The organism is Pseudorhodoferax sp. Leaf274 (genome assembly GCF_001422445.1).
In the GTDB taxonomy this organism is placed as follows: Bacteria; Pseudomonadota; Gammaproteobacteria; order Burkholderiales; family Burkholderiaceae_C; genus Pseudorhodoferax.
In genome coordinates this window covers 112227-123857 of sequence record NZ_LMNA01000004.1, presented here as the reverse complement: position 1 = coordinate 123857, position 11631 = coordinate 112227, and the positions used below count along the sequence as shown (strand labels likewise).

Annotated in this window: 13 protein-coding genes; 2 read left to right on the top strand and 11 right to left on the bottom strand. The window is 70.1% G+C overall.

What is annotated here, in order from left to right:
* Positions 1-55: 55 nt before the first annotated feature.
* Positions 56-394, bottom strand: a complete 339-nt coding sequence (locus ASF44_RS08855) for a DUF2946 family protein (protein ID WP_056898854.1) — start codon at positions 392-394, stop codon at positions 56-58.
* Positions 395-465: 71 nt separating this feature from the next.
* On the bottom strand, positions 466-2556 hold the full coding sequence (locus tag ASF44_RS08850; RefSeq protein WP_056898853.1) for a PQQ-dependent dehydrogenase, methanol/ethanol family: 2091 nt from the start codon (positions 2554-2556) through the stop codon (positions 466-468).
* Between the two features lie 210 nt (positions 2557-2766).
* Between ASF44_RS08850 and ASF44_RS08845 the strand changes: the two genes are divergently transcribed.
* A complete protein-coding gene (locus tag ASF44_RS08845) occupies positions 2767-3777 on the top strand; it encodes a tripartite tricarboxylate transporter substrate binding protein (RefSeq protein WP_056898852.1) in 1011 nt (336 codons plus the stop codon).
* A gap of 18 nt (positions 3778-3795) precedes the next feature.
* On the opposite strand, the gene ASF44_RS08840 is transcribed toward ASF44_RS08845, so the two are convergent.
* From ASF44_RS08840 to ASF44_RS08830, 3 genes are all read right to left on the bottom strand, one after another.
* The gene (locus ASF44_RS08840; RefSeq protein ID WP_056898851.1) at positions 3796-4122 is read right to left on the bottom strand and encodes a DUF1840 domain-containing protein; all 327 of its coding nucleotides are present in this window, start codon (positions 4120-4122) and stop codon (positions 3796-3798) included.
* 6 nt (positions 4123-4128) lie between these two features.
* On the bottom strand, positions 4129-5397 hold the full coding sequence (locus ASF44_RS08835; protein ID WP_056898850.1) for a cyclopropane-fatty-acyl-phospholipid synthase family protein: 1269 nt from the start codon (positions 5395-5397) through the stop codon (positions 4129-4131).
* A 76-nt stretch (positions 5398-5473) separates the two neighbouring features.
* Complete coding sequence (locus tag ASF44_RS08830; RefSeq protein WP_056898849.1) at positions 5474-7012, bottom strand: gamma-glutamyltransferase family protein; 1539 nt, start codon at positions 7010-7012, stop codon at positions 5474-5476.
* 139 nt (positions 7013-7151) lie between these two features.
* On the opposite strand from ASF44_RS08830, the gene ASF44_RS08825 reads away from it, so the two are divergent.
* Complete coding sequence (locus ASF44_RS08825; protein ID WP_235579172.1) at positions 7152-8210, top strand: aminopeptidase; 1059 nt, start codon at positions 7152-7154, stop codon at positions 8208-8210.
* A gap of 4 nt (positions 8211-8214) precedes the next feature.
* On the opposite strand, the gene ASF44_RS08820 is transcribed toward ASF44_RS08825, so the two are convergent.
* The 6 genes from ASF44_RS08820 to ASF44_RS08795 all read right to left on the bottom strand — a co-directional run bounded on the left by ASF44_RS08820 (position 8215) and on the right by ASF44_RS08795 (position 11570).
* Positions 8215-8472, bottom strand: coding sequence for an acyl-CoA-binding protein (locus tag ASF44_RS08820; protein WP_056898847.1), 258 nt, complete (start codon positions 8470-8472; stop codon positions 8215-8217).
* A gap of 56 nt (positions 8473-8528) precedes the next feature.
* Complete coding sequence (locus ASF44_RS08815) at positions 8529-8975, bottom strand: hemerythrin domain-containing protein (protein WP_369820912.1); 447 nt, start codon at positions 8973-8975, stop codon at positions 8529-8531.
* A gap of 104 nt (positions 8976-9079) precedes the next feature.
* Positions 9080-9853 carry a hypothetical protein gene (locus ASF44_RS08810; protein ID WP_056898846.1) on the bottom strand — a complete coding sequence of 258 codons (774 nt, stop codon included), beginning with the start codon at positions 9851-9853 and terminating at the stop codon, positions 9080-9082.
* Between the two features lie 40 nt (positions 9854-9893).
* On the bottom strand, positions 9894-10571 hold the full coding sequence (locus ASF44_RS08805; RefSeq protein WP_056898845.1) for a TetR/AcrR family transcriptional regulator: 678 nt from the start codon (positions 10569-10571) through the stop codon (positions 9894-9896).
* Positions 10572-10618: 47 nt separating this feature from the next.
* Positions 10619-11035 (bottom strand): hypothetical protein, encoded by a 417-nt coding sequence (locus ASF44_RS08800; protein ID WP_056898844.1) that lies wholly within the window; start codon positions 11033-11035, stop codon positions 10619-10621.
* Positions 11036-11045: 10 nt separating this feature from the next.
* Positions 11046-11570, bottom strand: a complete 525-nt coding sequence (locus ASF44_RS08795; RefSeq protein ID WP_056898843.1) for a phasin family protein — start codon at positions 11568-11570, stop codon at positions 11046-11048.
* Positions 11571-11631: the final 61 nt, after the last annotated feature.

Genomic DNA, 11631 nt, shown 5'->3' with positions numbered 1-11631 from the left:
ACGAAGGCCCATCGGGGGGCCGATGGGTCGGTGGCGCCGCGGTGGCGGCGGGGTCTCAGGCTTGCGGTGGGTCGCGCGAGCGGAACGGCCAGCGCTCCGCGCTGGCGGGCGCGTCAACGCCGCGCCAGACGATGGCCTGGCCCGCCGCCCTGGCCGGAAGTCGGATCAGCGGCGGCCCTGCCTCCAGCGCATGCTCCAGCTGCGCGTGGCTGCTGCACCAGGCGCAGGCGGCGTGCGCCTCGGCGCGCTCGTCGGCCGGCCCGTCTGCACCGAGCGCGTTGGCCTGGGCCTCGCGCAGGTGCTCGATGGCGTGCGCCGGCACGCCGATGGCCGTGTTGAAGAACACGGCCACCAGCAGCAGGCGCAGCAGCAGGAGGCGGATCGGTAGGCGCAAGTAAAACGGGCCGCAGAAGATGCGACCCGCGATTCTACTGAGAATGCAATCTCAGTTTCATGGAGGCGTGGCTACTTGGGCCGCACCGCGTCCACCGTGCCCTGGATGAAGGCCTTGATCGCCTCCACGTCGGCCATCGACAGCTTGCCCGTGAAGTCCGGCATGCCGCGCGCCATGGCCGGGCCCTTGAACAGGAACTTGTCCAGGTTCTCGATGTAGGCCGCGTCCATGTAGCCCAGGTTGGGGATGTTGCCGCCGCGGTCCACGCCCGGCACGCCGTGGCACAGCACGCAGTTGCTGACGTACAGGCCGGTGCCGGCCTCGACCTTGGACGTGTCGTACTTCACGCCCTGCAGCAGCTTGCCGGCGCGGTACTCGACGAAGGCCGGCATCCTGGCCGTGCCGCCGACCGCGAAGGTGTAGACCGTGCCCGGGCCCTGGCGCTCGGTGGCGCGCGTGGCCTGGCCGTACACGCCACCCCAGCCGACCGCGATCGACACGTACTGCTTGCCGTCCACGAGGTAGGTGGCCGGCGCGGCCACCACGCCAGTGCCGGTCGGCGTCTCCCACAGCTTGGCACCGGTCTTGGCGTCGTAGGCCACCATGCGGCCGTCGGCCGTGCCCTGGAACACCAGGTTGCCGGCGGTGGTCAGCGTGCCGCCGTTCCAGGGCGAGGCATGCTCCACGCCCCAGGCTTCCTTCTGCGCCACCGGGTCCCAGGCCACCAGCCGGCCCATGGGCTTGCTGGTGGGCGGCGCGGCGTTGAGGAACTTGGCGGTGTTCCAGCCCTGGTTGGAGTGCGGGCGCAGCGGCACGTCCTTGTTGAACTGCCAGTCCTTGTCGTCCATGAGGTTCACCGGCACGTGCTGGGCCGGCAGGTAGACCAGGCCGGTGGCCGGGTTGAACGACATCGGGTGCCAGTTGTGCGCGCCGTAGGGGCCGGGGATGCTGTCGCCGGGCTTGTCGTTCTGGCGCGCGGCGGCGATCTCGATCGGCCGGCCCTTGGCGTCGTAGCCCGTGGCCCAGTTCACGTCGACGAAGTTCCTGGCCGAGATGAACTGGCCGTTGCTGCGGTCGATGACGAAGAAGAAGCCGTTCTTGGGCGCATGCAGGATCACCTTGCGCGGCTTGCCGTCCACCGTGAGGTCGGCCAGGATCATCGGCTGCGTGGCGGTGTAGTCCCAGTTGTCGCCAGGGGTCTCCTGGTAGTGCCACTTGTAGGCGCCGGTGTCGGGGTCGAGCGCGACGATGGACGAGAGGTACAGGTTGTCGCCGCCCTTGGGGCTGCGCTTGCTGTGCGCCCAGGGCGAGCCGTTGCCGGTGCCGATGTACATCAGGTTGAGCGCGGGGTCGAAGGCCATGGTGTCCCACACCGTGCCGCCGCCGCCGGCCTCCCAGTACTTGCCGGCGGGGTCCCAGGTCTTGGCGGCGCGTTCCATCGCCGCGTCCTCGAAGGGCTTGGACGGGTCGCCCGGCACGGTGAACCAGCGCCACTTCTGCTCGCCGGTCTCGGCGTCGTAGGCCGTGACGTAGCCGCGCACGCCGTACTCGGCGCCGCCGTTGCCGATGATGACCTTGCCCTTGAACACGCGCGGCGCGCCGGTGATCGTGTAGCTGCGCGCATGGTCGATCAGCGTGTCCTTGTGCCACAGCACGCGGCCACTGGCGGCGTCCAGCGCGATCAACCGGCCGTCGTAGGCGCCCACGTAGACCTTGCCCTGCCACAGCGCCACGCCGCGGTTGACCACGTCGCAGCACCCGCGAAAGCCCTTGGACTTGTCGACCTGCGGGTCGTAGCTCCAGATGCGCTGGCCGGTGCGCGCGTCGATGGCGTGCACCACGCTCCACGAGGCCGTCACGTACATCACGCCATCGACCACCAGCGGCGTGGCCTCCACGCCGCGCGTGCTCTCCAGGTCGTAGGACCAGACCAGGCCGAGCTGCTTGACGTTGCCGGCGTTGATCTGGTCGAGCTTGCTGTGGCGGGTCTCGGCGTAGTCCAGCCCGTAGCTGGGCCAGTCGGGCGTCTTGGCCACGTTGGCCTGGATGAAGGTGCCGTCGACTTTCTTCACGGCAGTGGCGGCGCGCTCGGCCGGCGTCTGCGCCGCGACCGAGAGCGCCAGCGCGGCCAGGGCCAGCGCGGCAAGGGAACGAACGGCCATCGCGGTGTCTCCTTATTTGTCTTGGTGGCGTCAAGCATCTGCGCGCTTTTCAGACGAGTGCTCCGTACTTTCCCTAGCCGCTGTCGCCCGGGTTACCACTGGCGCAGTGCAGCATGGCGCTCGCCTAGCATCGCTGCCACGCGCGCAGGCGCAGCCACATCCCACACACCGCCGCGCGTGCGCGGCAACTGCCGAACCGAGGACTCCGTGATGACATCCTTCCTGTCGATGCGCCGCCTGCTGCTGGGTGCCGCCGCCCTGGCCGCCTGCGCGACGGCGCTGCCGGTGCTGGCCCAGCCGGGCTGGCCGAACAAGCCCATCCGCATGGTGGTGCCGTTCGCGCCCGGCGGCACCACCGACATCCTGGCCCGCGCGGTCGCGGTCGAGCTGACCAAGTCGCTGGGCCAGCCCGTGGTGGTGGACAACAAGGCCGGCGCCGGCGGCAACATCGGCGCCGACATCGTGGCCAAGGCAGCGCCGGACGGCTACACCATCCTGATGGGCACGGTGGGCACGCACGCCATCAACAAGTGGCTCTACGACAAGATGCCCTACGACCCGGTGAAGGACTTCTCGCCCATCAGCCTGGTGGCCGGCGTGCCCAACGTGATGGTCGTCAATGCCGAGAAGGCGCGTGCGCTGAAGATCCACAACGTGCGCGACTTCATCGCCTACGCCAAGGCCAACCCGGGCAAGCTCAACATGGCCTCCAGCGGCAACGGCACCTCGATCCACATGGCGGGCGAACTGTTCAAGACCATGACGGGCGCCTACATGGTGCACTTCCCGTACCGGGGCTCGGGCCCGGCGCTCATGGACATGGTGGGCGGCAACATGGACGTGATGTTCGACAACCTGCCCTCGGCCATGCAGCAGATCAAGGCCGGCAAGCTGACCGCGCTGGCCGTGACCAGCGCGCAGCGCTCGGCCGCGCTGCCCGACGTGCCCACGGTGGAGCAGGCCGGCGGCCCGGCGCTCAAGGGCTTCGAGGCCAGCTCCTGGTTCGGCCTGCTGGCGCCAGCGGGCACGCCGCCGGAGATCGTCAACCGCATCCAGCAGGACGTGGCCAAGGCCATCAAGACCCAGGAGGTCAACGAGCGGCTGCTGGCCCAGGGCGCGATCCCGAGCGGCAACACGCCGCAGCAGTTCGCCGCGCTGATCGATGCGGAATTGAAGAAGTGGCAGCCCGTGGTCAAGGCCTCGGGCGCGAAGGTGGATTGAAGAGGAGGGGCGGGGGCGTCAGACGCCCCAGACCACTTCCTTGCCCGCAGCCTGGGCACGCCGCAGCATCTCGATGAAGGGCACCGCGCGCTGGCGCAGCGAGACGGCCTCGGGCCTGAGCTTGGGCTGCTCGCCCTTGGCGTGGGCCTCGTCCTCGGCCGCCTTCTGCGCCGCGTCTTCTTCGGCGATCGCCTTCTCGAGCGCGGCAACGGCGGCCGTCATCTGCTCGGGCAGGATGATGCCGCTGGGCCCCGGCTCCTTGCCGATCAGCTGCAACACGCGGCGCCCGTTGGGCTCCAGCATGATGAGGTCGCCGGTGGCCTTGGATTTGAACTTGAAGAGCATGCGGGGTCAGCGGTACATGTAGCCGCGGTTGAACGGGTAGGCCGATTGTGCGCCCGTCATCGGGCCCGTCTTGGTGCTGCCGCTGGGCCGGCTGGCCAGCATCTGGTGCAGCGAGATCCAGTCGTGCTCGAAGCTCATCGCGCTGCCGGCCAGGTACAGCCGGTAGGCGCGCAGCACGCGCTCGGCCGTGCCGGCATCCCTGGCCGTGGACGCGAGCACCTGCCGGGCTTCGTCCAGCCGCGCCTCCAGCGCATCGGACCAGGCCCACAGCGTGCGCGCGTAGTGCGGGCGCAGGTTCTCGGTGTCCACCATCTCCAGGCCGGCGCCGGCCAGCTCGCGCAGCACATGCGAGACATGCAGCAGCTCGCCGCCCGGGAAGATGTACTTCTCGATGAAGTCGCCCATGCCGGCACCCAGCTGGTCGTGGTGGACCGAGGAGCCCGTGATGCCGTGGTTGAGCACGAGGCCGCCGGGCCGCAGCAGTTCGTGGATGCGCCGGAAGTAGGTCGGCATGTTGGCCCGGCCCACGTGCTCGAACATGCCGACCGAGGCGATCTTGTCGAAGGGTTCGGCCTGCAGGTCGCGGTAGTCGCACAGCAGCATGCGCACGCGGCCCGACAGGCCGCGCCGCTCGATCTCGCGGTTCACGTGCGCATGCTGGTTGCGCGACAGCGTGATGCCGGTGGCGTCCACGCCGTAGTTTTCGGCGGCCCACAGCAGCAGGCCGCCCCAGCCCGCGCCGATGTCCAGGAAGCGCTCGCCGCCGTGCAGCATGAGCTTTTTGCAGATGTGGTCGAGCTTGGCCTCCTGCGCCTGGGACAGGCCCATGCCGGCGTCGCGGAAGTAGGCGCAGGAATAGACGCGCTTGTCGTCCAGCCACAGCGCGTAGAAGTCGTCCGACACGTCGTAGTGGAACTGGATCTGCTCTGCGTCCCTGGCCGGCGAGTGGGCGGCCAGCGACTTGGCCCGCCGCAGCACGCCGGCCCACCAGCCCGAAGACGCCTGCTCGCCCGGATGGCCCGGCAGCAGCCGCGCCGCCACCTCCATCAAGTCGCGCATGCGGCCCTGCAGCTGCACGCGGCTCTCGACGAAGTCCTCGGCCAGCCGGCCGATCTGGCCAGCGGCCATGGTGGCAAGGCTGGACCAGTCCTGGAACGACAGCGTGACCTTGGCGCCGTTGGCGCCCACGCGTTCACCGGCCGGCAGCTGCAGCGCGACGGGAACCGGCAGTCCCTGCAGCTGGGCCTCGATCTTGGGGATGAGGGGGTTGCGCATGCAACAAATTCTTCCCAAACGGGAAAGCCCCAGTCAAGGCGTGGTCTGTAGGACGGTGCCGCTTGCGCCCCGGCCTCTACCAGGCCACCGCATGCGCCTGCCGGCGCAGGTCGGCCACGGCCTCCAGGCCGCCATGCGCATGGGCGCGCACGGCCTTGACCGAGCCGAAGTGCAGCTGCTGGCCGGCGCCTTCCTGCACCGTGAGCCCGTGCGCGCGCAGTGCGGGCGCCACGGCCTGGTCCATGCCCGCCTCCAGCAGCACCTCGCCCGCGTCGTCCAGGCTCCAGCGCGGCCGTCCCGCCAGTTCGCCCAGCGTGGCCTCGGTCTCCAGGGCGCCGCTGGCCAACTGCAGGCCGCCGGTGGTCTGGCCGATGCCGCCGGGCGAGATGGCGGCCAGCTCGGCCCGGTTGCCGTGCACCACGATCCAGGGCGACAGCGTGTGCGCAGGGCGTGCGCGCGGCTGCACGCTGTTGGGCAGGCCCGGTTCGGCGCGGAACTCGGCCATGCGGTTGTTCAGCAGCACGCCCGTGCCGGGGTCCACCGCGCCGCTGCCCAGCGGCTGGAACACGCTTTGCAGCAAGGCCACGGCGTTGCCGGCCACGTCCATGGCCACGAAGCCGGTGGCATCGGCAGGCGTCAGCCGCGTCGCTGCCGCATCGATGGGGCCGCTGCCGATGTGGCGCTCGCCCAGCTCGAAGTCGGCCGGCATCAGGCGGCGGCGCGCCGGGTCGCCCAGGCGGGCGCGGTAGCGCTGCAGCACCGCCACGGCACGCAGCACATCGTGCGCCGGATCGTTCTGGGACGGCCCGGCGGCGGCGCGCAGGTTCAGCTGGCGCAGCATCAGCACACCGGCCGAGTTGGGCGGTGCCACGTGCACCTGGCGGCCCGCGTAGTGCGTGCTCCAGCTCTCCCACCAGTCGGCCTGCGCCTGGGCCAGGTCGTCCTGGCCCATCCAGCCCCCGTGTTCGGCGCAGAAGGCGGCCAGGCTGCGTGCCGCCCAGCCGCTGTAGAAGCCTGCCTCGCCCTGGCGCGCGATGGCCTGCAGCACCTCGGCCAACTGCGGCTGGCGCATGGGCTGGCCGGCCGCGAGCGGCTGGCCGTTGCGGTGGAAGGCGTCGGTGAAGCCCGGTTGCACGGCGACGGCCGGATCGGCCTGCGCGAGGTTGCGCGCCAGCTCTTCGGATGTGCCGATGCCGGCGGAGGCCGCAGCGATGCCGGGCGCCAGCAGCTGCGCCCACGGCAGCCGGCCGAAGCGTTCGTGGGCCCGCGCCCACAGGCGCACCAGCGTGGGCGTGACGGCGGCGCGCACACCGCGCCGCGGCACGCCGCTGGCGGCGATCTCGTCGACCGGCGTGGCGGCCGGCGCGCGGCCGGTGCCGTTGAGCACCTGCACCTGGTGCGAAGCCGCGTCGTAGACCAGCAGCACGCCGCAGCCGCCCAACGATCCGGCGTGCGGCAGGGTCACTGTCAACATCGCCGACGCCGCCACCATGGCGTCCACCAGCGAGCCGCCCTGCTCGACGACACGTTGGGCGGTCAGGGTGGCGAGGTGGTGGCCGCTGGCCAGCGCGGTGAGGCGGCCGTATTGGCTCTTGGGGCGAGGGGGCTGTGGCATGTCAGCTGTTCGACGCTGGCGGGGCGTCTTGGTTCACGGCCGTTGCACGGAACACGGAGGGCGTGCCGAGCCGCGAGCAACCTGCGTGCCAGCGTGCGGATGGCCTGCCCGTAAACTGCCCGATGTGTTGAATCGTGCATTGCTCAAGCGCCTCGGCGCCGCCCTGGCCCTGGCGGCCCTCGCGGGGTGCGCCGATACGTCCTACTACCTGCAGTCGGCCCGCGGACACCTGGCGCTGATGCAGGCGGCCCGGCCGATCCAGGGCTGGCTGGACGACCCCGCCACACCGGCGGACGTGCGCCAGCAGCTGGAGTTGGCGCAGCGCATGCGCCGGTTTGCGGTGGAGCGTCTGCATCTTCCCGACAACGCGAGCTACCACCGTTACGCCGACCTGCAGCGGCCCGCGGCCGTCTGGAATGCCGTGGCGGCGCCGCCGTACTCGCTGACCCTCAAGACCTGGTGCTTCCCGTTCACGGGCTGCATCGGCTACCGCGGCTACTTCGACGAGGCGCAGGCACGCGCGCTGGCCGAGCAGTTGCGGGCCGAGGGCCTGGAAAGCAATGTCTACGGCGTGCCGGCCTACTCCACCTTGGGCTGGATGAACTGGCTGGGCGGCGACCCGCTGCTCAACACCTTCATCCGCTCCACCGAAGGCGAACTGGCCCGCCTGCTGTTCCACGAACTGGCCCACCAGGTGGTCTACGTGAAGGACGACACGACGTTCAACGAGTCCTATGCCACGGCTGTCGAACGTCTTGGCGGCGCCGAATGGCTGGCCAGCCAGGCCAGCGATGCGGCACGCGAGGCCTACCTGCGTTTCGACGGCCGCCGCCGCGAACTGCGGGCGCTGATGCTGCAGACGCGCCAGGCCCTGGCCGCGGTGTACGCCGATGCGGACAACCCCGAGCCGGTGGAGCAACGCAAGGCCCGCGCCATGGCGGACTTCCACGAGGCCTATGCAAGGCTCAAGCGCGACCACTGGCAGGGCTTTGCGGGCTACGACGCCTACATCGCCCGTGCCAACAACGCGGTGTTCGGCGTGCAGGCAGCCTACGACGGACAGGTTCCGGCGTTCGAGGCTTTGTTCGAGCGTGAAGGCCGCGACTGGGCGCGCTTCCATGCGGCCGTGGCCGCCTTGGCCGCGCAGCCCAAGGCTGCGCGCGACGCCGCGCTGGCCCGGCTGGCGCCGGTGCGCTGAGCCCTCAGTCGTCGAGCGCCGCGATGGCGTCGATGTACTGCTGCATGGCGTCTTCGGCCGGCATGCCCTGCAGCTTGTTCCAGGCGTCCCACTTGGCGCGGCCGACCATGTCGGAGAAGCCGGGCTTCGGGACCTTGTTGTCGCCGGTGCTGGCCTGCTTGTAGAGGCCGTACAGGCGCAGCAGTGTGGAGTTGTCGGGGCGCTGGCTGCGCTGCTGGGATGCAACGACGGCAGCCTGGAAGGCGGTCTGCAGTTCGGACATGGCGATCTCCTCTGGGGGGGCTGCGGCGTGCACACGGCGTTGCGGCCCGCGAGGGCTCAGGCCTGTATGCGCTGGGTGGTGAATTCTGCCTCGTACTCCTTGGCGAGCGCGGTCTTTTGTGCTGCGCTGAGCACCTTGCCGGCCAGCTGGAAGAACTTCTGTTCTTCCTCGTCCAGGTGGTGGTGCAGCTTGTGGTGCAGCGCGCGCGCCTTGGTCAGCCAGGCGGGCGAGGACATGTCCATGTCCATGAGTTCCTCGACCATCTCGTCCATCTCGTGGTGCTCGGCGATGCCATGGCGCGAGGTGTCGACGGCGGCATCGTGTTCCATCAGCGGGACGTAGAAGCAGCGTTCCTCCGCGGTCTCGTGCGCGGCCAGCTCGCGGCGCAGATCAAGGAACAGCCGCTGGCGCTCGCTGCTGTCGCCGCTGGTGGCGACCAGTTGGTCGGCCAATGCACGTTGCAGCGTGTGGCTGATGCGCAGGGCTTCGAAGATGTTCATCATGGGCGGGACCTCCGGTTGGGTGCCCCTGCATGCTCGGCAAGACGCGCCGGGCGCGCCACCGACGCCCGCCGGCTCGCGCTGTAGGACTGGCGCGCGTTCGCGGCTCAGTCGGCCAGTGCGGCCTGGGCGAGGTCCACGTCCAGCCGTTCCGTGGCGTCCGCCGGCTCGGCCGTCGCCGCGCGTTCGTAGAGACGGTTGGCCTCGTCCATCTGGCCGTCGCCCTCGAGCATCAGCAGGGCATGCGCGTACTCCACCATCCCGATGACCGAGGCCGGATGCAGTTCCAGGCCCTGGCGGAACATGCGCAGCCCGACCTCCTTCTTGGCACCGTAGGTCATGGAGCCGATCAGTGCGCCCACCTTGTCGATGACTTCGGCATGGAAGGTGCCCAGCGCGATGTGGGCATCGGCATGGCGCGGCGCCAGCGCGATGACCTTCTCCAGCGATTCCTTGACCTTGTTGCCCAGGCCCTGGGCCAGCGCCTTGGCGATGCTGATGCCCTGGCTGTAGCGCCCCAGCGCGTAGGCGTGCCAGTACCAGGCGTTCGGATCGTCCGGCGTGGCCTGGGCCTGCTGCTCGGCGCGCGTGGCGACCATGCGGAACAGGTCCAGCCGCTCCCTCTCGCTCGGCTCCAGGTAGTTGGCGTAGATGGCGGTGGCCTTGTTGGCCACGGTCAGGCCGGTGCCGCCCGCCGCCAGGCCCGCCGCGCAGGCCTGCGCGAAGTCGCCGTTGTGGAACAGCACCCAGGCGTGCAGCACGGCCGGATCGGTTGGAGGCGGCTCGCCGTCGCCGGCGTGCAGCCTGGCCCAGCGCTGGAGCACGCCGGCTGCATCGAGATGGAATGCGCCCGCATGCGGGAATGCGCTCCAGTCGCCCATCGTGGTCTCCTCTTTTTTGTGGCGGGTGTCGGGGCCAAGTCTAGGTGGTTTGCGTGACAGGCGCTTCCTTCGCATAGGCCGCGACCAGGGCGAGCAGGTGTTCGCGCTGTGCGGGTACGAGGTAGGGTGCCAGCAGCATCAGCACGTGGTGGGCGCCGCGCAGCAGTGCGGCCTGCGCCGCGGCCGGCTCCAGGGCGTCGCGCGGCGCACGTGCGTACTCGTAGCTGAGCCACCAGCTCAGCACCACCACCATGCTGGTGGCCGTAGGCTCGGCCGTGCGCGGGTCGATCTGCAGCGCGCCGTTGGCCGCCAAGCCGGCCAGCATGTCGCGCACCGCGCGGGTCTTGCCCTGCAGCACCTGCTGCACCTGCTGCTCGAGCCGGCGGTGGTTGCTGAGCAGGTCGTTCAGGTCGCGGTAGAGGAAGCGGTATTCCCAGATGCGCTCGAACAGGCTGTGCAGGAAGAACCAGGCGTCTTCCACATCGCGCACCTCGGCGCCGGCGTCCAGCAGCTCGTGCATGTGCTGGGCATAGCGGTCGAACAGCGCGCCCAGCAGTTCGTCCTTGGCCGGGTAGTGGTAGTAGAGGTTGCCGGGGCTGATGCCCAGCTCCGCGGCGATCAGCGTGGTGGAGACGTTGGGCGCGCCGAAGCGGTTGAACAGCGCCAGCGTCACTTCCAGAATGCGTTCGGCCGTCCTGCGTGGGGCTTTCTTCGGCATCGTTCCTCCCTGCGGCGCAGCATGCCGCAGCCCGATGCCGCCGGACGCTAGGTGTTTCCCGGTGGCGGTGCCGCGCTGTCGACCAGCGCCGGCACGACGCGGCGGATGCGCTCTTCCTCGAAGTAGCCGCCATGCTCTGCGTAGCGCAGGAACACGGTGGCGCAGGCCCGGCACTGCCAGACGCCGCAGCGGTTGTAGGGAAACCAGCCCGGCGCGATGGGCGCGTCTGCCGACCAGTAGCGCGTGCGCTGCGGGTGGTACTCCTCCAGCGTGGATTCCAGCGGGTTGCCGGCCAGCGGGTCGTACAGCATGCCCAGCACCTGCAGGCGCTGGCGGTCCAGTGAGACGGGGACGGTTTCCCAACCGGTGGATGGCAGCGTGGCGCAGGAGTCGCAGGGCCGGGCATTGGCCTGCCCTGCGAGATCGCGCAGCGCCGATGCTGTCCAGATGGTGTCTTGGGCCATGGCGCCTTGCTCAGTCGCCACGCGGCGAGGCGCGCTTGCGCGCAGCCCGCTTTGCCGGTGCGGACTGGGGTGCCGCCGCGGCCGCCGCGTGTCGTGGCTGCGCGGCGGTCTTGCGCGTGGCCGGTGGGCGTTTGGCCGCCTGTTCCAAGGCTTCCACACGCGCGGCGAGCTGCTCCAGTTCCTCCAGGCGCGGCACGCCCAGTTTGCGCAGCGCCTTGGCCACGCGTTCCTCGAAGATGCCTTCCAGCTTGTCCCACTGGCCGGCGGCGCGCGCACCGAATTCGCTGGCCATGCTGCCCATGCGGGCGCCGGTTTCGTGCAGCCCCTGCTGTGCGGCGTCCTGGGTCTTGCGCTGCATGCCCGCGCCTTCCTTGACGAGGCCTTCGAACACCTTGCTGCCCTCGGCCTGCGCCTTGGCGAAGGCCCCGAGCCCTGCCAGCCAGATCTGCTGGGCTGAGGCGCGGACCGACTCGGCGAACTGCGCGGCCGACGCATCGTCGCCGAAGGGATTGAAGGGATTCGGTTTCTTGGCCATGGCGGGAATCCTCGAATGGATGGATGCAGCCAACTGTAAGCGCCGACTGGCCCGAATCCTG